The following is a 21,633-nucleotide window of genomic DNA, read 5'->3' as shown; positions in this document are numbered from 1 at the left end:
CCTCCGGGATCCGCGCTACAGTTACTGTCTGAGCTGTGAATGGGAGGCAAGCATGAAGTATCTCAAACTGGGCAACACCGATCTGAACGTCTCGCGCATCTGCCTGGGTTGCATGACCTACGGCGAGCCGAGCCGCGGCAATCACGCCTGGACGCTGCCGGAAGAAAGCAGCCGCCCACTGTTGAAACAGGCGCTGGAAGCCGGCATCAACTTTTTCGACACCGCCAACAGCTATTCCGACGGCAGCAGCGAGGAGATCCTCGGCCGGGCGCTGCGCGACTATGCACGCCGCGAGGAGGTGGTGATCGCCACCAAGGTTTATTTCCCGCTGAGCAACCTGGAGCGCGGTTTGTCGCGCGCCAAGATCATGCAGTCCATCGACGACAGCCTGCGCCGTCTCGGCACCGACTATGTCGATTTGCTGCAAATCCATCGCTGGGATTACGAAACGCCGCTGGAAGAGACGCTGGAAGCGCTGCACGACGTGGTGAAAGCCGGTAAGGCGCGTTACATCGGCGCCTCTTCCATGTACGCCTGGCAGTTCGCCAAGGCGCTGTATACCGCCGATCTGCACGGCTGGACGCGCTTCGTCAGCATGCAGGATCAATACAACCTGATCCAGCGCGAAGAAGAGCGCGAGATGCACCCGCTGTGCGCCGCCGAAGGCATCGCCGTACTGCCGTGGAGCCCGCTGGCGCGCGGCCGCCTGACCCGCCCCTGGGGCGAAACCACCGCCCGCCTGGTCTCGGACCAGTTCGGCAAGAGCCTGTACGATGAAACCGAAGGCATCGACGCCATTATCGCCGAGCGCGTCGCCAGCCTGGCGGAGGAACGCGGCGTGCCACGCGCGCAGATCGCGCTGGCCTGGCTGCTGAACAAGCCGGCGGTCAGCGCGCCGATCGTTGGCGCGTCACGCAGCGAACAGTTGGACGACGCCATTGCCGCGGTCGATTTGAGTTTGTCGCCGCAAGAGGTGGCGGAGTTGGAAACGGCTTACGTGCCGCATCGGGTGACGGGATTTGAATAAGAAAAGCGGGCGCGAAGAACCGCGCCCGGCTGTCAGAACAGCCCGATCGGCCAGTGGTGCCCAATCAGGTAGATGATGCCCGCAGACAGCACGCCGGCGATGATATCGTCGACCATGATGCCCATGCCGCCATGCACGTTGCGGTCAAACCAGCGGATCGGCCACGGCTTCCACATATCCAGAATGCGAAAGATGACGAAACCGGCGGCGACCCAGCGCCAATCGTTGACCGGCAGCGCCATCAGTGTGATCCACATGCCGACGAACTCATCCCAGACGATGCTGCCGTGATCGTGCACCTTCATGTCTTTTGCCGTGCGGTGGCAAATATAGACGCCGATGCAAATGCTGAACATCACCGTCAGCGAGTAGAGCTGCCACGGCAGTTGGATCAGCAGCAGCCAGAACGGGATCGCCGCCAGCGATCCCATGGTGCCCGGCATCACCGGCGACAAACCGCTGCCGAAACCGGTGGCCAGCAGGTGCCACGGATTGCTCATCCGCAGCCGACGCTTGGCTTCATCCATGGGTGCCCGGCTCCGCGTTGAAATGATCGAACCCGGCCCAGTCCAGCACCACCGCCTCGTCGTTGCGGTAATAGCGAATGCCTTCAGACAGCGGGCCAATCTGGCCGATACAGGTGTAATCGGCCCCGAGGTGGCTCAGCGCCACGTCCAGCGCGCCGCGGTTGATCTCCGGCACGGTGAAGCACAGCTCGTAGTCTTCGCCGCCCGCCAGCGCCCAACGCAGCGCCTGTTCGGCATCAGCATGGCTGCTCAGCGCCTGCGACATCGGCAGCTCGTCCAGCACGATGCGCGCGCCGCAGTCGCTGGCCTTCAGGATGTGCTTCAGATCGGAAATCAGGCCGTCGGAAAGATCGATTGCCGAGCTGGCCAGATCGCGCAGCGCCTGCCCCTGCAGCACCCGCGGCTGCGGACGCAGATGGCGAGCGACCAGATAATCGCGCGCCGCGCTATCCGTCACCGCCAGGCGATCCTGCAGGATCGCCAAACCGGCGGCGCTGTCGCCCAGCGTGCCGGTCACATAGATCCAGTCGCCGATGCGCGCGCCGCTGCGGCTCAACGCCCGGCCGGCCGGGATCAGCCCCTGAATGGTCAAGGTCATGCTCAGCGGGCCGCGCGTGGTATCGCCGCCGATCAGCTGCATGCCGTAATAATTGAGTTGATCGAACAGGCTGTCGCTGAACGCCTTCAGCCAGGGTTCGTTCACCTCCGGCAGCGTCAGGGCCAGCGAGAGCCACGCCGGATCGGCGCCCATCGCCGCCAGATCGCTCAGATTGACCGCCAGCGCTTTATACCCGAGATCGGCCGGATCGATGTCCGGCAGGAAGTGAATGCCCGCGACCAACGTATCGGTACTGACGGCCACCAGCTGTTTTTCCGGCACTGCCAGCAGTGCGCAGTCATCTCCAATGCCCAACTGTACATCCCGGCGCACGCGCTTAAACCGGTCAAAATAGCGGGCAATGAGGTCAAATTCGCCGCATGCCATATCGATATTCCACTAGAAGAAATTAAGGCCGGGAATGCCGGCCTTAATGTTTTTACTTTTTCTTGCGAAGGGTTGGCGCCACTTTATCCAGCACCCCGTTCACAAACTTGTGGCTGTCTTCCGCGCCGAAGGTTTTCGCCAGCTCGATCGCTTCGTTGATCGCCACCTTGTAAGGGACATCCTCGCGCATTTTCAGTTCAAACAGCGCGACGCGCAGCACCGCGCGTTCCACCTGGCCCAGCTCTTCGAGCTGACGCGACAGGTAAGGCGCCATCAGTTCGTCCAGCATACCTGCATTCACTGCCGCGCCGGACAGCAACTCGCGAAAATAGGCGACGTCAACATCTTTGACATCCTGCTCCGTCAGGAACTGGTGTTCAACATCGGCAAGGTCGTTTTTAGACAACTGCCAAGAGTAAAGCGCTTGAACAGCGCACTCACGAGCGCGGCGACGAGCAGCAGGTTTCACGGAATTCCCCTTAACTAAATTCAGGCTTTAATAGCTTTGATAACATTAATCATTTCAAGTGCGGTCAACGCGGCTTCAGCGCCCTTGTTGCCCGCTTTGGTGCCGGCGCGTTCGATCGCTTGTTCGATGCTTTCGGTAGTCAGCACGCCAAAGGCAACCGGGATTTCGGCATTCATCGCAACGTTGCCGATGCCGGAGCTGGCTTCGCCCGCCACATATTCGAAGTGCGCGGTGCCCCCACGGATAACGGTGCCCAGCGCGATAACCGCGTCGTATTTGCCGGTTTTGGCCAATACGCTCGCCGTCAGCGGCAGCTCGTAAGCGCCCGGGACCCAGACAACGGTGATGTTGTCGTCAGCAACCTGACCAATGCGTTTCAGCGCGTCGATGGCGCCTTCCAGCAGGCTGTCGTTGATGAAATTGTTAAAACGTGCAATTGCGATCGCCACACGGGCATTTGGAGTAGCAACAACACCTTCGATAACTTTCATGGGCTTTCCTTAAAAATGGGTTCAATACCCCGCAGGGGGGCGGATTCTATCATATTCTTTCATCGCCTGCGCGGCGCTTTTGTAAAACCGGCGCGCGGGCGCGAGATTCAGTGTTTCGCCCGCAGGCGCAAACGCAGATCGGGGCCAACCTGGCGCACGTCGCTAAAGACAAATTCCGGTGCGTCGGCCAGACGCTCAAGGCCCGGCAAATGACACAGGCCGCGGCCATTATCGCCCAACAGTTTTGGCGCGATGTACAAAATGAGCTCATCCACCAGGCCGGCCTGCAGCAGCGCGCCGGCCAGCGTCGCCCCCGCCTCCACCCAGATTGAATTCACCTGGCGCTTGGCCAACAGCATCATCATCACCACCAGATCGACGCCGCCGCCGTGCGCCGGGCAGATAAACTGCTCAACGTCTTGCGGCCAGGCCTGTTCATCCGCCTGCAGCCGCGCCAGCCAGGTGGCGCCCGGCTGCTGCACCACGCGATGCTGCGGGGTGATGCGATTTTGGCTGTCGAGCAGGATGCGCAGCGGCTGACGCAGATTTTCGCGCGGATAGAGGCGCTGGGTCTCGGCATCCAGCTCATCCCAACGCACCGTCAGCGACGGATCGTCCGCCAGCACGGTGGCGCTGGTGCTGAGAATGGCGGCGCTCTGCGCACGCAGTCGCTGCACGTCCTGACGCGCTTCGGGTGAGGTGATCCACTGGCTTTCGCCGGAGGCCATCGCCGTGCGGCCGTCCAGCGACGCGCCCAGCTTCAGTTGCACATAGGGAAAACCGGTGCGCATGCGTTTGAGGAAGCCCAGGTTGACCGCTTCGGCCTCGGCCAGCATCAGGCCATGACGTACTTCGACGCCGGCTTGCTGCAGCTTGTACAAGCCGCGCCCCGCCACCTGAGGATTGGGATCTTGCATCGCCGCGACCACCCGTGTCACGCCAGCGGCCACCAGCGCATCGGCGCAGGGAGGCGTGCGGCCGTGATGGCTGCACGGCTCGAGCGTCACATAGGCGGTGGCGCCGCGCGCCTTGTCGCCCGCCATGCGCAGCGCGTGCACTTCCGCGTGCGGCTCGCCGGCGCGCAGATGATAGCCTTCACCGACAATTTCGCCGTCGCGCACGATAACGCAGCCGACGTTCGGATTGGGCGCGGTGGTGAAACGCCCCAGCCGCGCCAGTTCGAAGGCGCGCGCCATGTAAAATTCGTCGTGATGCATGAAAGATCCTTTAGTCTTGCAGGCGGGCAATCTCTTCGCCGAACTCGCGCACGTCTTCGAAGCTGCGGTACACCGACGCAAAGCGAATATAGGCGACCTTATCCAGCTTCTTCAGCGCGTCCATCACCAGATTGCCCACCAGTTTGGTCGGCACTTCGCGTTCGCCGGTGGCGCGCAGTTGGGATTTGATATGGTTAAGGGCGTTTTCCACGTCGTCCGAGCTGACCGGGCGCTTTTCCAGCGCTTTCAGCATGCCGCGGCGCAGTTTGTCTTCGTTGAACGGCTCGCGCACCTCATCGCTTTTAATCACTCGCGGCATCACCAGCTCGGCCACCTCGAAGGTGGTGAAGCGTTCATTGCATACCAGACACTGGCGACGACGGCGTACTTGCGAACCGTCCCCCACCAGGCGGGAATCAATGACTTTGGTATCAACGGCGGCGCAGAAAGGGCAATGCATAACACGTCCTGATAAACGTTTTTTATAGATAAATGCAGTTTAACCCGAAGTGCAGCCACAACAAAGGGCGGCGGCCATTTGTTGCGACAGGCGGCGGGAAGGCGACAGCGATATGACTTTCACCGCCATGCGGACTAAGCTTGATAGCAGGAGACTCAGCATAGGAAATCGCCGTCATGACAACCTGTTACCCTAAAATCGCCCTGCTCGCCGCCGCCATTTTGCTGACGGGCTGCGCGCACAACGCTGCCGTGCCCCAGCTGCGCCATCAGGTCGCCGCGCTGAACCAGAAAGTGAGCGTGCTGACTGACCAAACCACTGCGCTGGAGCGGCAAAACCAGCTCAATCAGCACTCCGACAACGGCGTCTACCTGCTGCCGGCGGCGCGGAGCGCCGCCCGTTTGCAAAGCGGCATCGGCGAACTGAGCGTTTCGCTGAGCCACATCAAGAGCGAAGCCAACGGTGCCCAGGCGCAGCTGCATGTGCGCATCCTCTCACAGGCCACGCTGCCGCCGTTTAAAGCGGTGGTGGAATGGGGCCAACTGGACGCGGCCACCGGCCGGCCGCTGACCGCCGAGGCGATGTCGCAACCGATCGCCAGCGCCGACTCGCTGCTGCCGAAACCCGGGCAGGACTTCGAGCTGCGCTTCAGCGGCCTGACGCCGGAACAGCTGGGCTATATCCGTCTGCACAGCCTGGTAGCCACCGCCCAGCCGGCGGTGGTGCAGCAACACTGAAATCCGAGGCAAAAAAAAGGAGCGCCGATGGGCGCTCCTTCTCATTTCGCTGAATACTGCGGCGGTTAAGGCAGAATCGAAGGCTGATCCGCGCCCTCTTTTTCCACTTTTTGCTGCAGCATGTGTTCGCGTTTCATGCCCAGCTTCAACGCCAGCGCGGACGCGACGTAGATAGAGGAAACGGTACCGATCGACACGCCGATCAGCATCGCCAGCGAGAAGCCTTGCAGCATCGCGCCACCGAAGATGTACAGCATCAGCACCACCATCAGGGTGGTCCCGGAAGTCATCAGCGTACGGCTCAGCGTCTGGGTCAACGACACGTTCATGATCTCGTAAGGCGTGCCGCGGCGGATCTTGCGGAAGTTCTCACGAATACGGTCGGAGACCACGATGCTGTCGTTCAGCGAGTAACCGATAACCGACATCAGGGACGCGACGATGGTCAGGTCAATCTCGATGTGGAACAGCGACAGCACGCCCAGCGTGATGATCACGTCGTGCGCCAGCGCGATAACCGCCCCCAGCGCCAGGCGCCATTCGAAGCGGAAGCCGACGTAGATCAGGATACAGATCAACGCCACCAGCAGCGCCATGCCGCCGGTTTGCGCCAGCTCGCTGCCCACGCTCGGGCCGACGAACTCAATGCGCTTCACGGTGGCGTTTTTATCCACCGAGTCGTTGATCACGCCGATCACCTTATTGCCCAGTTCCTGGCCTGCGGTGCCGGTCGCCGGTGGCATGCGCACCATCACGTCGCGGCTGCTGCCGAAGTTCTGGATAATCGGATCCTGGAACCCGGCCTTCTCCAGCGTATCGCGCATCAGGTCGAGGTTAGCCGGCTTCTCCAGGTTGATTTCAATCACCGTACCGCCGGTGAAATCCAGACCCCAGTTAAAGCCGCGCACCGACATGGTGGCGATCGACGCGACCAACAGCACCAACGAGATGCCGAAAGCCACGTAGTCCCAGCGCATAAAGTCGTAGACTTTACGGCCGTAGTTGAGTTGCTCAACAGTATAATCCTGTGCCACAACGCACTCCTCAGATAGACAGCTTGTTAATGCGTTTGCCGCCGTAAAGCAGGTTGACGATGGCACGGGTACCGACAATCGCGGTGAACATGGACGTCGCCACACCGATAGCGGTAGTGATCGCAAAGCCCTTGATCGAACCGGTGCCGACTGCGTACAGGATGACCGCGGTGATCAGGGTGGTGATGTTGGCGTCGACGATACTGGAGAACGCGCCTTTATAGCCCTCATGGATCGCCTGCTGAACGGACCGGCCGTTCTTCAGTTCCTCCTTGATACGTTCGTTAATCAGTACGTTGGCGTCGACCGCCACCGCCAGCGTCAACACGATCCCGGCAATGCCCGGCATGGTCAGCGTCGCCCCCGGCAACAGGGACATCACGCCGACGATCAACACCAGGTTAGCGACCAGCGCCGTGGTGGCGATCACGCCGAACTTACGGTACCAGACCACCATGAAGACGATGGACGCCACCAGGCCCCACAGACAGGCTTCCAGACCTTGGGTGATGTTCTGCTGACCCAAGGTTGGACCGATGGTGCGCTCTTCAACGATCTGAATCGGCGCAATCAGCGCACCCGCACGCAGCAGCAGCGAAAGCTGACGCGCTTCGTTCGGGTTGCCGATGCCGGTGATGCGGAAGCTGTTGCCCAGACGCGACTGAATGTTCGCCACGTTGATCACTTCTTCCTGTTTCACCAGCACCGCACGGCCGTTGGCGTCTTTCTTGCCGCTGTCCTTGTACTCCACGAACAGGGTCGCCATCGGTTTGCCGATGTTGTCCTTGGTGAAGTTGGACATCGACGTGCCGCCGGCGCTGTCCAGCGAGATGTTAACCTGCGGCTGGTTGTATTCGTCGGTGCTCGAGGTGGAGTCGGTGATGTGGTCACCGGTCAGGATCACGCGCTTGTACAACACGATCGGCTGGCCGTCGCGGGTGTATTTCACCTCGGAATCGCCCGGCACGCGGCCGTTGGCCGCCGCGGTGGCGTCCGCATTGGTGTTCACCAGACGGAATTCCAGCGTCGCGGTGGCGCCCAGAATTTCTTTGGCGCGCGCGGTGTCCTGAATGCCCGGCAACTCAACCACGATGCGGTCGGATCCCTGGCGCTGCACCAGCGGTTCGGCGACGCCGAGCTGGTTGACGCGGTTACGCAGGATAGTGATGTTCTGCTGTACGGCGTATTCGCGCGCTTCGCTCAGACGGGCGTCCGTCAGGCTGGCTTTCATGGTGTTGGCGCCATTGGCGGACAGCACCAGATCGCGCTGACGCGGGCCGATATAGCTGATGGCCTGGTCACGGGCCACATCGTCGCGGAAGCGAACTTCCACGCCGTTGTTGTCCAGCTTGCGGATAGACGCGTAAGGAATGCCCTTCTCGCGCAGCTCGCTGCGCAGGGTATCCATGGTCTGTTCCTGCAGCTTGCTCAACGCGGTGTCCATGTCCACTTCCATCAGGAAGTGCACGCCGCCGCGCAGGTCCAGACCGAGTTTCATCGGCTCTGCGCCCAGCATGGCCAGCCAGGTCGGCGTAGCCGGCGCCAGGTTCAGCGCCACGACGAATTTGTCACCCAGCTCGGTCACCAGCGCTTCGCGGGCGCGCAGCTGAACGTCAGGATCTTTAAAGCGAGCCAGGATGGCGCCATTTTCCAGCGCAATCGACTTGCTCGCGATGTTGTCTTTTTCTAATACGGTACGGACCTGGTCCAGCGTAGTTTCACTGGCGGCGACGCCGCGCGCGCCAGTGATTTGTACGGCCGGATCCTCACCGTAGATGTTGGGAAGCGCATAAAGCAGACCGACGAGGATCACGACGATCAACATCAGATACTTCCACAAAGGATAACGGTTTAGCACGGCAATTCCCTTCGGGAAAAAAGATTACAGGGCCTTCATGGTACCTTTCGGCAGAACGGCCGCCACGAAGTCACGCTTGATCATCACTTCCGTGGTGTCGTTCAGCGCGATGGCGATGATGCCGGTGTCGGCCACTTTGGTCACGCGACCGATCAGGCCGCCGGTGGTCAGCACTTCGTCGCCCTTACCGATGGAGTCCATCAGCTTCTTGTGATCTTTCGCGCGCTTCTGCTGTGGGCGCAGGATCATGAAGTAGAAGATCAGGCCGAACACCACCAGCATAATGATCAGAGAGTACGGGCTTCCCTGAGCCGGAGCCCCTGCGGATGCGACGGCGTCAGAAATGAAAAAGCTCATTGAAATTCCCTCATTAAGTTATCAATTATTAGATCAAGCGTTTAAAGGCGGAATCGGCTTGCCGATCCGACCATAGAAATCCGCAACAAACTGCTCTAATTTACCCTCTTCGATAGCCTGGCGTAAACCCGCCATCAGGCGCTGGTAGTGACGCAGGTTATGAATTGTGTTCAGTCGAGCACCCAATATTTCGTTGCAACGGTCGAGATGGTGCAAGTAGGCGCGGCTGTAATGGCGACACGTGTAGCAATCACAGTCTTTATCCAGCGGAGAAGTATCATCCTTGTGCTTGGCATTACGGATTTTTACCACACCGTCAGTCACGAACAAATGGCCGTTGCGGGCGTTGCGGGTCGGCATGACGCAGTCGAACATGTCGATGCCGCGGCGCACGCCTTCCACCAAATCTTCCGGCTTGCCGACGCCCATCAAATAGCGTGGCTTATCTTCCGGAATTTGCGGGCAAACGTGTTCAAGAATGCGATGCATATCCTCTTTCGGCTCGCCTACAGCCAAGCCGCCCACAGCGTACCCATCAAAGCCGATATCCACCAGCCCTTTTACTGAAACATCACGTAAATCTTCGTAAACGCCGCCCTGAATGATGCCGAACAGCGCATTTTTATTTTCCAGCTCGTCGAAACGCTGGCGGCTGCGCTGCGCCCAACGCAGCGACATTTCCATCGAACGCTTGGCGTAGTCCCAGTCGGCCGGGTACGGCGTACATTCATCGAAGATCATCACGATGTCGGAACCCAGGTCATACTGGATTTCCATCGATTTTTCCGGGCTCAGGAACACCTTGTCGCCGTTGATCGGGTTGCGGAAGTACACGCCTTCCTCTTTGATCTTGCGCATCGCCCCCAGGCTGAACACCTGGAAACCGCCGGAGTCGGTGAGGATCGGGCCCGGCCACTGCATGAAATCGTGCAGATCGCCGTGCAGCTTCATGATCTCCTGGCCAGGGCGCAGCCACAGGTGGAAGGTGTTGCCCAGCAGGATCTGCGCGCCGGTCTCTTTCACTTCTTCCGGCGTCATGCCCTTGACCGTGCCGTAGGTACCGACCGGCATAAAGGCCGGGGTTTCCACTACGCCGCGGTCGAAAATCAGGCGGCCGCGGCGTGCGCGGCCATCGGTAGTTTGTAGTTCGTACTTCACAAAGCCTCCAGCATCAGAGAAACAGTCTGATGTCGTTGAAACGGGGCCGCGCCGTGGGCGCAGCCCGGGAAATTAACCGCCGACGGACTCGTTTTCCGCCTGCGGATTACGGCTGATGAACATCGCATCGCCGTAGCTGAAAAAGCGATACTGCTCAGCCACCGCCTGCTGATAGGCGTTCATGGTATTTTTGTAGCCGGCGAAAGCCGACACCAGCATGATCAGGGTGGACTCCGGCAGGTGGAAGTTGGTCACCAGCGCGTCGATCACCTGATAGTGGTAACCCGGATAGATAAAGATGCTGGTGTCGCCGAAGAACGGCGCAATCAGCGCCTCTTTGCTGGCCGCCGCGGCGCTTTCCAGCGAACGCACCGAGGTGGTGCCCACTGCCACGACGCGCTTGCCGCGCGCTTTGCAGGCCAGCACCGCATCGACCACGTCCTGCGGCACTTCGGCGTATTCGGCGTGCATCACGTGATCTTCGATGGTTTCCACGCGCACCGGCTGGAAGGTGCCGGCGCCGACGTGCAGCGTCACGAACGCCATTTCCACGCCCTTGGCGCGCAGCGCCGCCAGCAGCGGTTCGTCGAAGTGCAGACCGGCGGTCGGCGCGGCGACCGCGCCCGGCTTCTCGCTGTAGACCGTCTGATACAGTTCGCGGTCGGCGTCCTCATCCGGGCGAGCGATATAAGGCGGCAGCGGCATATGGCCGGCCGCGTTGAGAAGGGTGAAGACATCGCGTTCGTCGTTGAAGCGCAGCTCGAACAGCGTCTCGTGGCGCGCCACCATGGTGGCGGCGATGCTCTCGTCATCACCCAGCAGCAGCTCGGCGCCCGGCTTGGGCGCTTTCGACGCGCGCACGTGCGCCAGCACGCGATGGTCGTCCAGCACGCGCTCCACCAGCACTTCAATCTTGCCGCCGCTGACCTTGCGGCCGAACATGCGCGCCGGGATCACGCGGGTATTGTTGAACACCAGCAGGTCGCCGGCTTCCAGCTTGTCCAGCAGATCGGTGAATACGCCGTGCGTCAGCGCCCCGCTCGGCCCGTCCAGCTGCAGCAGGCGGCATGCGCTGCGCTCGGCCTGGGGATAGTGGGCAATCAGGGATTCGGGAAGTTCAAACGAAAAATCAGCGACGCGCATGGGTATTCACTTCTTCAATTTAAGGCTGGTTGGTAAAAAACAGGCGGCCTAGTCTAAAGCCGGGGGCGGTCAGCGGCAAGAAATAAGGAGGATTTGCCTGACTTCGGGTATAGTTGAGGGATGAATTTTCTCGCTCATCTTCACCTGGCCATGCTGGCGGACAGCTCGCTGCTGGGCAACCTGCTGGCCGATTTCGTGCGCGGCAATCCCGCCGCCGACTACCAGCCCGACGTGGTGGCCGGCATCATGATGCACCGCCGCGTCGACGTGCTGACCGACAGCCTGCCGCAGGTGAAAGCCTGCCGCGACTATTTCAGCGCCCCCTACCGCCGCGTAGCGCCAATTACCCTCGACGTGGTGTGGGACCATTTTCTGGCGCGCCACTGGCAGCAGTTGGAGCCTTCACGCGACCTGCACCAGTTTACCCAGGAAGCCCGCAGCCAGATCGAACCTTACCTGCCGCTCACGCCGCCGCGTTTTCAGAACCTGAACGGCTATCTGTGGCCGGAACGCTGGCTGGAACGCTACGCCGAATTGCCGTTCATCGCCCGGGTATTGCAGGGCATGGCCAGCCGCCGTCCGCGCCTCGATGCCCTGGCCGGCTCGTTCGCCGACGTCGAGCGGCATTATCATCAGCTTGAAACACAATTCTGGCAGTTTTATCCGCAAATGATGCAGCAGGCGAAGGAAAAAACGCTGTGAGGTCAAGCCCAAGCGTTTGAAATTGCAGCGCCTTGCAAGAATTTACGTTTTGCCGCTTGCCCTTTTGTGGGAAAAGGTTATTTTTAAAGCCTGTCAAATTTAATTAATGAATTTAATAGGTAAAAGCTATCTCATCGATTGGTCTTTTGCCCTTTATTCACCACGTCGCGGCCCCTATACTGGCCCTTGTTTTTACATCCACCCTTTAACACCTATTACAGGAGTAATTATGGTCCTGGTAACTCGTCAAGCCCCTGACTTCACTGCAGCTGCCGTACTGGGTAGCGGCGAAATCGTTGAAAACTTCAACCTGAAGAAGCACCTGAACGGCAAACCGGCCGTCCTGTTCTTCTGGCCAATGGACTTCACCTTCGTATGCCCTTCCGAGCTGATCGCTTTCGATCACCGCTATGAAGAGTTCCAGAAGCGTGGCGTTGAAGTGGTTGGCGTTTCCTTCGACTCAGAATTCGTTCACAACGCATGGCGTAAAACCCCTGTCGACAAAGGCGGCATCGGTGAAGTGAAATACGCAATGGTTGCTGACGTTAAGCGTGAAATCCAGAAAGCTTACGGCATCGAACACCCGGAAGCCGGCGTTGCGCTGCGCGGCTCCTTCCTGATCGACAAAGACGGCATCGTGCGTGCTCAGGTTGTTAACGACCTGCCAATCGGCCGTAACATCGACGAAATGATCCGTACTGTTGACGCGCTGCAATTCCACGAAGAGCACGGTGAAGTGTGCCCGGCTCAGTGGGAAAAAGGCAAAGCAGGTATGGGCGCTTCCCCAGACGGCGTGGCAAAATACCTGTCTGAAAACGCTGCCAAGCTGTAATTTCAGCCTGATAGTGAATCAACCGGCCTCCGCGGCCGGTTTTTTTTATGCCCCTTTTTGGGGCAATACGCCCGCCTTCAGTGCTTTATTTCCCTGTTTCCGCTCACATTTCCCACCCTGCTCGCCGCGCGTGCGCCCATCTGCGACTACTATCAATAACGCTGGCTCGCGCTTTGCAAGTGAACAACAGCCAAGCAAACACAACACAATAAAAAACTGACAGGGTAGGAATAACTATGTTTTTACAGAAATGGAGCAAACCCCTGACCATGGCGGCGCTGCTGGTCAGCGGCAGCCTGCATGCGGCGTCCAATCCGGCGGTGGAGGCCAAAAACGGCATGGTGGTCACCTCGCAGCATCTCGCTTCGCAGGTCGGGGTGGATATCCTGAAGATGGGCGGCAACGCCATCGACGCCGCCGTGGCGGTCGGCTACGCGCAGGCGGTGGTGAACCCCTGCTGCGGCAACATCGGGGGCGGCGGCTTTATGACCGTCCACCTGGCGAACGGCACCGATACCTTCATCAACTTCCGCGAAACCGCGCCGGCGGCGGCCAGCGCCAACATGTATCTGGACGCCGACGGCAAGGTGAAGAAAGACGCCAGCCTGTACGGCTATCTGGCGGCGGGCGTGCCAGGCACCGTGCTGGGGATGGAAACCGCGCGCGAGAAGTACGGCAAACTGAGCCGCGAACAGGTGCTTGCGCCGGCGATCAAGCTGGCGCGCGAAGGCTTTGTGCTGACCCGCGCTGATACCGATATTCTCGACACCACCGTTGCACGCTTCAAACAGGATCCCGAGTCGGCCAAAATCTTCCTGCGCCCGGACGGCAGCCCGCTGCAGCCGGGGGACAAACTGGTGCAAACCGATCTGGCCAATACGCTGGAAGCCATCGCCAAAGGGGGGACCGACGCCTTCTACAAAGGCAAGATCCCGCAGGCGGTAGAGGCGGCGGCCAAACAGGGCGGCGGCATTTTGACGGCGGCCGACTTCGCCAACTATAAAGTCACCGAAACCCCACCGATCACCTGCAGCTATCGCGGCTACAAGTTCGTGTCGGCGCCGCCTCCCAGCTCCGGCGGCGTGACGCTGTGCGAAATCCTCAACGTGGTGGAAGGCTATGACCTGAAAAGCATGGGCTTCAACTCGGCGGCGGCCATTCATACCATGACCGAGGCGATGCGCCATGCCTACATGGACCGCAACACCTACCTCGGCGACCCGGAATTCATCAAGAACCCGATCGACCGGCTGGTGAGCAAGAGCTACGCCGAGCAGATCCGCAAGAAAATCGTCGCGGACAAGGCCACGCCGTCGGAAAACGTGCAGCCCGGCATGGAACCGCATGAGAAGCCGGAAACCACCCACTATTCGATCGTCGACCATGACGGCAACGCGGTCTCCACCACCTATACCGTCAACGGCCGCTTCGGCGCCGTGGTGATCGCACCGGGCACCGGCTTCTTCCTCAACGATGAGATGGACGATTTTACGGTCAAAGTGGGCGAGAAAAACCTGTACGGGCTGGTGCAAGGCACCGCCAACAGTATTGCCCCCGGTAAGCGCCCACTATCGTCAATGAGCCCGACGCTGGTGACCAAGGACAACAAGATCTTTATGGTGCTGGGCTCGCCTGGCGGTTCGCGCATCATCACCATCACCCTGCAGACCGCGTTGAACGTGATCGACCACGGCATGGCGCCGCAGGAAGCGGTGGACGCGCCGCGCATCCATCACCAATGGCTGCCGGATGAGGTGTACTACGAACAGCGCGGCGTTTCCGCCGATACGCTAAAACTGCTGAGCGGCATGGGCTATAAGATGGTCGAACAAACGCCGTGGGGCGCCGCCGAACTGATTCTGGTCGGTTTGCCGGGCGCGGCGGGCGTCAGCCCGGCCAACTCCGGCAACGATTCGGCGGTTTCCGGCAAAGTGCGCGAAGGTTACCTGTACGGCGCCAACGACGTGCGTCGCCCGGCAGGCTCCGCGGTCGGTTACTGATGTAAACGCCCACTCACCTTAATCGCGGGGGCCCTTCGGCCCCCCCAGTTCCCTTAGCCTTCACAGCGCCACACGGTGGCCGATTCTTCCGCCAGCTGCAGGCGCAGCCCGCCGACCGTTTCGCTCAACTCTCCCCGCCCTTCCACACGCCGCCACGGGCCGCGGGCCAACAGCGGGTTGTGCGGCAGCTGCGCCTGGCCGCTGCCGTCACGCTGCAGCGCCACCAGCACCTGCTCCTGCTGATACAGGCGCACGAACACCAGCGTTTCTCCGCTGGCGTACAGCACCTGACAGCCGCCGCGACGCAGCGCCAGGCTCTGTTTACGCAGCACCGCCATGCGCTGGAACAGCGCCAGCAGCGGCCGATCCCAGTCGCCGACGTCCCACGGGAACGGCTTGCGGCAGAACGGATCGTTGCCGCCGTCCAACCCAATCTCATCGCCATAATAGAGGCAAGGCACACCGATCCAGCTCAGCAGCCACACCGCCGCCATCTGCATGCGCGCCGCGTTCCCCTGCAACAGCGTGAGGAAACGCGCGGTATCGTGGCTGTCCAGCTGGTTGAACTGGATCAGCTGGCGGCTGTGCGGCAGCCCGGCGCGGTAACCGTCCATCCACTGCGCGCACCCGGCTGCGTCCAGCCGCACCGGGTGGTAGGCCACGTCCAGCCCCGCTAAAAACGCCCGCACCGGCAGCGCGAATCCCATGTAGTTCATCGCCGCATCCTCCACTCCGGCGTGCAGCCAGCGGCGCGCGTCGCCGAAGTGCTCGCCCAAGACATAGGCCTGCGGATTCTCCTGCTTCACCGCCTGATAGATGCCCGCCAGGTGGCGCAGATTGCCGGCAGCGCCGCCGTTCTCCCCCAGCATATGCACCACGTCCAGCCGCCAGCCGTCGATGCTGTACGGCGGGCGCAGCCAGTGACGCACCACGCTGCCTTCCCCCTGATAAATCGCTTCCGCCACCTGCGGCTCGGCGAAGTTGAGCTTCGGCAGGCTGGCGTTGCCCTTCCAATCGAGCGCGCGGCCGTCCGGGTAGAAGTTGAACCAGCCGCGATACGGCGAATCGGGGTGGTGACAGGCGCCGTTTTCGCCCTGACGATGGCGGTCAAACCACGGGTGCGAATCGCCGGTGTGGTTGAATACCCCATCCAGCACCAGTTTCATGCCTACCTTGTGAGTGCTTACTCGCAAACGCTGCAGCGCCGCGTTGCCGCCGAAGTGCGGATCGACCTGGTAATAGTCCTCGGTATCGTACTTATGCACGCTCGGCGCGGTAAAAATCGGGTTCAGGTACAACGCCGTCACGCCCAGCTGCTGCAGGTACGGCAGTTTGCCGCTGATGCCGTCCAGATCGCCGCCGTAAAAGGTCGAGGCGGCGTGGCTGTCCTCCAGCGGATGCTGCCAGTCGCGCCGAATCACCTCGGCGCCGGCCGCATGATGGCGATAGCTGCCGCTCTGGATGCCGTGCTCGCCGCCGCTGCTGGCGAAGCGATCGGGGAAAATCTGGTAGAACAGCTGATCCGCCACCCACTCAGGGCCGTTGTCAGGCTCGTCGACGGCGAATTGCGCCAGTTGGCCCGGCGGCGTTGGCGACCAGCCCTGCGGCCCGAACCACTGCTGGCGATCGGCCCACAGCAGCTTGAAGCAGTATCGCCGCGTCGGCTCGCCCTCATTCAGCGTCAGGCTGGCCTGGTAGCGCCGCATCCCCTCGTGACGCTGCGCTTTCATCACCAGCAGCCACTCTTCGTTGTCCGGTTCGGCGCGCAAAAACACCCGTTCCGGCAGTTCATCCCCTTGTAACCACAGCGTGATATCCAAACGTTGCCCTTGCTTCACCACAAAAGGCGGAACCGGTTGATGCCAGGCGTTAAGCATACTGTTCTCCTGCTGTACCAAACGAAATCGACGGCGTTCTTCAAGAAGCGAACAATGCCACGTTAAGTGCAACTCCCCCTCCTCTCTGACCGCAAAACCCGGGGATGAGCCGGGGGGCGGAGACCGAAAAATAACGCTAACCCGATGTAAAAAAAGGTAAACAGGCACAAATCCTGCACGTTACCCCTTAGGCTAACGCGTTTTGAGCATACAGGATATTTTTTGCGCATTTTTTAAGGAGCGGTAATGCAACAACAGATAACGCGCTGGCTGGAACAATTTGGGTTGGAATTCGGCGGAGTGATGTCGCTGTTGATGGTCTTGGGGTTGATCGTCCTGATCTCGGTAGTGATCCACCTGGTGCTGCACCGGGTGGTGTTGGCCGCCCTTCAGCGCCGCGGCCAGCAGTCGCAACGCGTCTGGCAACAGGCCATCACCCAATACAAACTGTTCCAGCGCGTGGCGCTGCTGCTGCAAGGGGTGATCATCAGCATCCAGGCGACGCTGTGGCTGCAGAGCGGCAGCCAGACCCAGGCGGTGATCGTTACCGCCGCGCAGGTGTGGATCCTCGCCTTCACCCTGCTGTCGCTGTTCTCGTTGCTGGATACGCTGCTAGCGCTGCTGCGCCAAAGTCCGATCTCCAATCAGCTGCCGCTGCGCGGCATTTTCCAGGGCCTGAAACTGGTGGCGGCGATCCTGATCGGCATCATGATCGTCTCGCTGCTGATGGGCAAATCGCCGCTGCTGCTGCTCAGTGGCCTGGGTGCCATGACCGCGGTTTTGATGTTGGTGTTCAAGGATCCGATCCTCGGGCTGGTGGCCGGCATCCAGCTCTCCGCCAACGATATGCTGAAGATCGGCGACTGGCTGGAAATGCCGAAATACGGCGCCGATGGCGCGGTCACCGACATCGGCCTGACCACGGTCAAAGTGCGTAACTGGGACAACACCGTCACCACCATACCGACCTACGCACTGATCTCCGACTCGTTCAAAAACTGGCGTTCGATGTCGGAATCCGGCGGGCGCCGCATCAAGCGCAGTTTGAATATCGACACCGGCAGCGTGCACTTCCTGTCGGAAGAGGAACAGCGCCGCCTGCAGCGCAACCCGCTGCTGCACAGCTACCTGAACGTTAAGATCCAGGAGCTGAGCCAGCACAACCAGGAGATCGCCGTCGATCTGGCCTCGCCGCTCAACGGCCGCCGCCTGACCAACCTCGGCACGCTGCGCGCCTATCTGGAAGCCTACCTGCGCGCTCACCCACGCATTCACCAAAACATGACGCTGATGGTGCGCCAGCTGGCGCCGACGCCGGAAGGCCTGCCGCTGGAAATCTACGCCTTCACCAACACCACGGTCTGGGCGGAGTACGAAAGCATTCAGGCGGATATTTTCGACCATATCCTGGCGGTGATCGACGAGTTCGGCCTGCGCGTGCATCAGACGCCGACCGGCAACGACATGCGCGGCATGCTGCGACAAAGCGCGAACGCTTCCTGACGTCGGCTGACGTAACTGTGTCTGCTGGTAATTATTCGCTTTCAATTGCCAGCAGATATCTCCATCCCCTTCTTTTCCCCGGCGAAAACGGCGTTAATGCGCCCTCACCTTCACCACCGAGAGGGAAAGCCCTTGCTGAAACGGATACGTCATCGGCTGTTTACCCTGATGGCCACCCTGCTGTTTATCGGCTGCCTGCACAACGCTTTGCTGGATGAAAGCCACATGCCCCGCAATCTGCAACCTTCGCTGAGCGCCCTCAGCAGCAACCTGCAGGACATTCGCGAAGTGCTGGCGCGCTGCGCCGGCGAGGAAGAGGAGGAACGCCTGAACGACGGCGGCATACGCATCGAAGCGCGCGCCGCCGGGGATGAGGAAGCGGAAGACAAACGCTAAAAAAACACCGGCCTCAGCCGGTGTTTTTCCATTTAGTCTTGCTGCGTCGCCAGCAGCGCGCGTTTTTTCTGACGGTTGACCTTGAACCAGTACCCCGCCAGCAGCAACACCACCCAGACCAGGCCGGCGTACAGCGAGACGCGCGTGGTCGGGAAGTAGCCGATCAGGCCGATGATGAACACCAGGAACACGATCGCCAGCACCGAGGTAAACACCCCGCCGCGCAGCGGGAACGCCAGCTGCTTCACCTGCTCTTTGCTCAGGCTGCGGCGGAAGGCGATTTGCGAGAACAGGATCATGATCCACACCCACACGGTGGCGAAAGTCGCCAGGGAGGCGATCACCAGGAACACGCTCTCCGGCATGATGTAGTTGAGGTATACCGCCAGCAGTAGCGCCAGCATCATCACGACCACCGTCACCCAGGGAATGCCGCGTTTCGACACCTTGCTGAACATCTTCGGCGCATGGCCCTGCTCGGCCATGCCGTGCAGCATGCGGCCGACGCCGAACACGTCGCTGTTGATCGCCGACAGCGAAGCGGTGATCACCACGAAGTTGAGGATGCCCGCCGCCACGGTGATGCCCATATGCTGGAAAGTCAGCACGAACGGGCTGCCGTTGGTGCCCACCTGGTTCCACGGGTAGATAGACATGATGACGAACAGCGTGCCGACGTAGAACACCAGAATGCGCCACGGCACCGAGTTGATGGCTTTCGGAATCGATTTTTTCGGATCCTTGGCTTCGCCGGCGGTGATGCCGATGATTTCAATGCCGCCGTAAGCGAACATCACCAGCTGCAGCGACAGGATCATGCCGATAAAGCCGTTGCTGAAGAAGCCGCCGTTCGACCACAGGTTATGAATGCCGGTCGGTTGCCCGCCGTTGCCGATGCCCCAGATGATGATGCCGATGCCGGCCGCGATCATGATGATGATGGTGGCAACCTTGAAGAACGAGAACCAGAACTCGAGCTCGCCGAACACCTTGACGCTCATCAGGTTGATGGCGCCGATGATCAGCACCACGCTCAGCACCCAGATCCAGTGCGGCACTTCCGGGAACCAGACCCCCATATAAATGCCGAAGGCGGTCACGTCGGCGATGGCGACGATCAGGATCTCAAAGCAGTAGGTCCAGCCGGTGATGTAACCCGCCATCGGGCCGAGGTAGTCCTGCGCGTAGCGGGAAAACGAACTGGCCTGTGGGTTGTTGACCGACATCTCCCCCAGTGCACGCATGATGATGAAGGCCACGATGCCGCCGATCAGGTAAGCCAGCAGCACGCTCGGGCCGGCCATTTTGATGGCGTCCGCCGAGCCGTAGAACAAGCCGGTGCCGATGGCCGACCCCAACGCCATAAAGCGGATATGACGCGTACTGAGGCCGCGTTTCAGCTTATTGTCGGGGACAGTGGTGGGTGACTGTTGTTGCATGAAAATGACCCATAGTTTTAAACGTAAAAAAGCCACGGACATGTCCGTGGCCCTAGATTAAGCCGGGGGATTATCAGTGCGCGGTCACTTGGGAACGCGTGCACACCCGATCATAAATCGCGACCAGCGCCAGCATCAGCAGCGAAGGCGGCAACCATGCCAACCCCTGCTCCGCCAGCGGCAGGTGAGTGGTCCAGGCCGGCAGCAGCTGCTGGAAGCTGGACGCTTTCACCGCGTCAAGGATACCAAACAACAGGCTGACAAGCATCACCGGCGCGATGATGCGCGGCGCGCTGTGCCACCAACGCAGGGTGAAGCTCAGCACCACCAGCACGATGCACGGCGGGTAAATCGCGGTCAGCACCGGAATGGAGATCTGGATCAGGTGGCTCAGGCCGAGGTTGGATACCACCATCGAGAACAGGCCCAGAATAAACACCAGCGTCTTGTACGAGAACGGCAGGTATTGCGCGAAGAACTCGGCGCAGGCGCAGGTCAGGCCCACCGCGGTCACCATGCAGGCGATGAAGATCAGCGCCGCCAGGAAGAAGCTGCCGAGGCCGCCAAAGGTGTTCTGAACGTAAGCGTGCAGGATCACCGCGCCGTTGGTGGCGTCCGGCACCAGCGCGCCGCTGCCGGAACCCAGTTTGAACAGGCTCAGGTACACCAGCGTCAGGCCCACGCCGGCGATCAAACCGGCCAGAATGGTGTAGCGGGTCAACAAACCGGCGTCTTTCACGCCGCGCGAACGCGCCGCGTTGACGATAACGATGCCGAACACCAGCGCGCCCAGCGTATCCATGGTCAGATAGCCGTTAACGAAGCCGGAGGAGAAAGGCACGCTCTGATAAGCCGTCGTCGCCGGAATCGGCGCACCGGCAGGCCACAGCAGCGCGGCGATGCCCAGTACGGCCAGCGCGACGATCTTCAGCGGCGCCAGCACATGGCCGACGGTATCGAGCAGGCGGCCCGGATACAGAGAGATGCCGATCACCAGCGCGAAGTACACCAGGCTGTAGATGAACAGCGGCATGGCGCCGTCGCCGGTCAGCGGGGCGATGCCCACTTCGAAGGACACGGTGGCGGTACGCGGCGTCGCGAACAACGGGCCGACGGCCAGGTAGCAGACGGTCGCCAGCAGCAAGCCGGCGCCGCGGCCGATTGGCGAACTGAGGGCGTCGATGCCGCCGCCGACGCGCGCCAGCGCGATGACGGTGATGACCGGCAGGCCCACGGCGGTGATCAGGAAGCCCAGCGCCGCAGTCCAGACGTGTTCACCGGACTGCAAACCGACCATCGGCGGGAAGATGATGTTCCCGGCCCCGACGAATAAGGCAAAGGTCATAAAGCCCAGTGCCAGGATATCTTTTGACGTTAAACGATGACTCATACGATGTCGTGTTGCCTGTTCAAATAAAAAA

21 protein-coding genes are annotated in these 21,633 nt (G+C 60.8%); 7 read left to right on the top strand and 14 right to left on the bottom strand.

Annotation, left to right across the window (positions count from 1 at the left end):
• Nucleotides 1–52 precede the first annotated feature (52 nt).
• Entirely contained in the window at nucleotides 53–1,027 is a 975-nt protein-coding gene (locus ACJ8J1_RS10940; protein ID WP_033642059.1) for an aldo/keto reductase, read from the top strand.
• Nucleotides 1,028–1,059: 32 nt separating this feature from the next.
• On the opposite strand, the gene pgpA is transcribed toward ACJ8J1_RS10940, so the two are convergent.
• The 6 genes from pgpA to nrdR form a co-directional block, all read right to left on the bottom strand.
• Complete coding sequence (pgpA, locus tag ACJ8J1_RS10935) at nucleotides 1,060–1,554, bottom strand: phosphatidylglycerophosphatase A (protein WP_033634010.1); 495 nt, start codon at nucleotides 1,552–1,554, stop codon at nucleotides 1,060–1,062.
• On the bottom strand, nucleotides 1,547–2,539 hold the full coding sequence (gene thiL, locus ACJ8J1_RS10930) for a thiamine-phosphate kinase (RefSeq protein WP_033642058.1): 993 nt from the start codon (nucleotides 2,537–2,539) through the stop codon (nucleotides 1,547–1,549). The genes pgpA and thiL overlap by 8 nt, the downstream gene beginning before the upstream one ends.
• A gap of 52 nt (nucleotides 2,540–2,591) precedes the next feature.
• Nucleotides 2,592–3,008, bottom strand: a complete 417-nt coding sequence (gene nusB, locus ACJ8J1_RS10925; protein WP_004940384.1) for a transcription antitermination factor NusB — start codon at nucleotides 3,006–3,008, stop codon at nucleotides 2,592–2,594.
• 20 nt (nucleotides 3,009–3,028) lie between these two features.
• Entirely contained in the window at nucleotides 3,029–3,499 is a 471-nt protein-coding gene (gene ribH, locus ACJ8J1_RS10920) for a 6,7-dimethyl-8-ribityllumazine synthase (protein WP_004940385.1), read from the bottom strand.
• Nucleotides 3,500–3,606: 107 nt separating this feature from the next.
• The gene (gene ribD / locus ACJ8J1_RS10915) at nucleotides 3,607–4,716 is read right to left on the bottom strand and encodes a bifunctional diaminohydroxyphosphoribosylaminopyrimidine deaminase/5-amino-6-(5-phosphoribosylamino)uracil reductase RibD (RefSeq protein ID WP_033642057.1); all 1,110 of its coding nucleotides are present in this window, start codon (nucleotides 4,714–4,716) and stop codon (nucleotides 3,607–3,609) included.
• 10 nt (nucleotides 4,717–4,726) lie between these two features.
• Nucleotides 4,727–5,176, bottom strand: a complete 450-nt coding sequence (gene nrdR, locus ACJ8J1_RS10910) for a transcriptional regulator NrdR (protein WP_004940387.1) — start codon at nucleotides 5,174–5,176, stop codon at nucleotides 4,727–4,729.
• 176 nt (nucleotides 5,177–5,352) lie between these two features.
• Between nrdR and ACJ8J1_RS10905 the strand changes: the two genes are divergently transcribed.
• The gene (locus tag ACJ8J1_RS10905) at nucleotides 5,353–5,913 is read left to right on the top strand and encodes a DUF3251 domain-containing protein (protein WP_033642056.1); all 561 of its coding nucleotides are present in this window, start codon (nucleotides 5,353–5,355) and stop codon (nucleotides 5,911–5,913) included.
• A gap of 65 nt (nucleotides 5,914–5,978) precedes the next feature.
• Here the strand turns inward: ACJ8J1_RS10905 and secF are convergent, their stop codons facing one another.
• From secF to queA, 5 genes are all read right to left on the bottom strand, one after another.
• Nucleotides 5,979–6,947, bottom strand: a complete 969-nt coding sequence (secF, locus tag ACJ8J1_RS10900; RefSeq protein ID WP_019454209.1) for a protein translocase subunit SecF — start codon at nucleotides 6,945–6,947, stop codon at nucleotides 5,979–5,981.
• Nucleotides 6,948–6,957: 10 nt separating this feature from the next.
• Complete coding sequence (gene secD, locus ACJ8J1_RS10895; RefSeq protein ID WP_071991633.1) at nucleotides 6,958–8,805, bottom strand: protein translocase subunit SecD; 1,848 nt, start codon at nucleotides 8,803–8,805, stop codon at nucleotides 6,958–6,960.
• A 24-nt stretch (nucleotides 8,806–8,829) separates the two neighbouring features.
• Nucleotides 8,830–9,162, bottom strand: a complete 333-nt coding sequence (gene yajC / locus ACJ8J1_RS10890) for a preprotein translocase subunit YajC (protein ID WP_004940391.1) — start codon at nucleotides 9,160–9,162, stop codon at nucleotides 8,830–8,832.
• Nucleotides 9,163–9,195: 33 nt separating this feature from the next.
• Nucleotides 9,196–10,320 (bottom strand): tRNA guanosine(34) transglycosylase Tgt, encoded by a 1,125-nt coding sequence (gene tgt / locus ACJ8J1_RS10885; RefSeq protein WP_016928877.1) that lies wholly within the window; start codon nucleotides 10,318–10,320, stop codon nucleotides 9,196–9,198.
• Nucleotides 10,321–10,392: 72 nt separating this feature from the next.
• Nucleotides 10,393–11,463 carry a tRNA preQ1(34) S-adenosylmethionine ribosyltransferase-isomerase QueA gene (gene queA / locus ACJ8J1_RS10880; RefSeq protein WP_033642054.1) on the bottom strand — a complete coding sequence of 357 codons (1,071 nt, stop codon included), beginning with the start codon at nucleotides 11,461–11,463 and terminating at the stop codon, nucleotides 10,393–10,395.
• A 120-nt stretch (nucleotides 11,464–11,583) separates the two neighbouring features.
• On the opposite strand from queA, the gene ACJ8J1_RS10875 reads away from it, so the two are divergent.
• From ACJ8J1_RS10875 to ggt, 3 genes are all read left to right on the top strand, one after another.
• Complete coding sequence (locus tag ACJ8J1_RS10875) at nucleotides 11,584–12,165, top strand: ACP phosphodiesterase (protein ID WP_025301748.1); 582 nt, start codon at nucleotides 11,584–11,586, stop codon at nucleotides 12,163–12,165.
• A 229-nt stretch (nucleotides 12,166–12,394) separates the two neighbouring features.
• Nucleotides 12,395–12,997 (top strand): peroxiredoxin C, encoded by a 603-nt coding sequence (locus ACJ8J1_RS10870; protein WP_004940403.1) that lies wholly within the window; start codon nucleotides 12,395–12,397, stop codon nucleotides 12,995–12,997.
• 236 nt (nucleotides 12,998–13,233) lie between these two features.
• Nucleotides 13,234–14,997 (top strand): gamma-glutamyltransferase, encoded by a 1,764-nt coding sequence (ggt, locus tag ACJ8J1_RS10865; RefSeq protein ID WP_033642053.1) that lies wholly within the window; start codon nucleotides 13,234–13,236, stop codon nucleotides 14,995–14,997.
• A gap of 53 nt (nucleotides 14,998–15,050) precedes the next feature.
• Here the strand turns inward: ggt and malZ are convergent, their stop codons facing one another.
• Nucleotides 15,051–16,874, bottom strand: coding sequence for a maltodextrin glucosidase (gene malZ, locus ACJ8J1_RS10860; protein WP_033642052.1), 1,824 nt, complete (start codon nucleotides 16,872–16,874; stop codon nucleotides 15,051–15,053).
• A gap of 246 nt (nucleotides 16,875–17,120) precedes the next feature.
• On the opposite strand from malZ, the gene ACJ8J1_RS10855 reads away from it, so the two are divergent.
• Both ACJ8J1_RS10855 and ACJ8J1_RS10850 read left to right on the top strand, forming a co-directional pair.
• Nucleotides 17,121–18,377: a mechanosensitive ion channel family protein gene (locus tag ACJ8J1_RS10855; protein WP_033642051.1), complete on the top strand. Its 1,257-nt coding sequence runs from the start codon at nucleotides 17,121–17,123 to the stop codon at nucleotides 18,375–18,377.
• 132 nt (nucleotides 18,378–18,509) lie between these two features.
• Nucleotides 18,510–18,773, top strand: coding sequence for a hypothetical protein (locus ACJ8J1_RS10850; RefSeq protein WP_033642049.1), 264 nt, complete (start codon nucleotides 18,510–18,512; stop codon nucleotides 18,771–18,773).
• Between the two features lie 32 nt (nucleotides 18,774–18,805).
• Here the strand turns inward: ACJ8J1_RS10850 and proY are convergent, their stop codons facing one another.
• The gene (proY, locus tag ACJ8J1_RS10845) at nucleotides 18,806–20,212 is read right to left on the bottom strand and encodes a proline-specific permease ProY (RefSeq protein WP_033644203.1); all 1,407 of its coding nucleotides are present in this window, start codon (nucleotides 20,210–20,212) and stop codon (nucleotides 18,806–18,808) included.
• 73 nt (nucleotides 20,213–20,285) lie between these two features.
• Nucleotides 20,286–21,602, bottom strand: coding sequence for a branched-chain amino acid transport system II carrier protein (gene brnQ / locus ACJ8J1_RS10840; protein WP_021504688.1), 1,317 nt, complete (start codon nucleotides 21,600–21,602; stop codon nucleotides 20,286–20,288).
• Nucleotides 21,603–21,633: the final 31 nt, after the last annotated feature.

It is taken from the genome of Serratia sp. CY37869 (genome assembly GCF_052168895.1).
Taxonomy (GTDB): Bacteria; Pseudomonadota; Gammaproteobacteria; order Enterobacterales; family Enterobacteriaceae; genus Serratia; species Serratia ureilytica.
Note: the sequence above shows the minus strand (reverse complement) of the source record. Positions and strands in the feature narration are given on the sequence as shown.

Bases quoted from the DNA above. Each gene is read 5' to 3' on its own strand.
- proY (WP_033644203.1), bottom strand. From the start codon at position 20,212: ATGCAACAACAGTCACCCACCACTGTCCCCGACAATAAGCTGAAACGC.
- malZ (WP_033642052.1), bottom strand. From the start codon at position 16,874: ATGCTTAACGCCTGGCATCAACCGGTTCCGCCTTTTGTGGTGAAGCAA.
- ACJ8J1_RS10940 (WP_033642059.1), top strand. From the start codon at position 53: ATGAAGTATCTCAAACTGGGCAACACCGATCTGAACGTCTCGCGCATC.
- queA (WP_033642054.1), bottom strand. From the start codon at position 11,463: ATGCGCGTCGCTGATTTTTCGTTTGAACTTCCCGAATCCCTGATTGCC.
- ACJ8J1_RS10855 (WP_033642051.1), top strand. From the start codon at position 17,121: ATGCAACAACAGATAACGCGCTGGCTGGAACAATTTGGGTTGGAATTC.
- ribH (WP_004940385.1), bottom strand. From the start codon at position 3,499: ATGAAAGTTATCGAAGGTGTTGTTGCTACTCCAAATGCCCGTGTGGCG.
- ACJ8J1_RS10870 (WP_004940403.1), top strand. From the start codon at position 12,395: ATGGTCCTGGTAACTCGTCAAGCCCCTGACTTCACTGCAGCTGCCGTA.
- brnQ (WP_021504688.1), bottom strand. From the start codon at position 21,602: ATGAGTCATCGTTTAACGTCAAAAGATATCCTGGCACTGGGCTTTATG.
- ggt (WP_033642053.1), top strand. From the start codon at position 13,234: ATGTTTTTACAGAAATGGAGCAAACCCCTGACCATGGCGGCGCTGCTG.
- yajC (WP_004940391.1), bottom strand. From the start codon at position 9,162: ATGAGCTTTTTCATTTCTGACGCCGTCGCATCCGCAGGGGCTCCGGCT.
- thiL (WP_033642058.1), bottom strand. From the start codon at position 2,539: ATGGCATGCGGCGAATTTGACCTCATTGCCCGCTATTTTGACCGGTTT.
- ribD (WP_033642057.1), bottom strand. From the start codon at position 4,716: ATGCATCACGACGAATTTTACATGGCGCGCGCCTTCGAACTGGCGCGG.
- pgpA (WP_033634010.1), bottom strand. From the start codon at position 1,554: ATGGATGAAGCCAAGCGTCGGCTGCGGATGAGCAATCCGTGGCACCTG.
- ACJ8J1_RS10905 (WP_033642056.1), top strand. From the start codon at position 5,353: ATGACAACCTGTTACCCTAAAATCGCCCTGCTCGCCGCCGCCATTTTG.
- nrdR (WP_004940387.1), bottom strand. From the start codon at position 5,176: ATGCATTGCCCTTTCTGCGCCGCCGTTGATACCAAAGTCATTGATTCC.
- ACJ8J1_RS10875 (WP_025301748.1), top strand. From the start codon at position 11,584: ATGAATTTTCTCGCTCATCTTCACCTGGCCATGCTGGCGGACAGCTCG.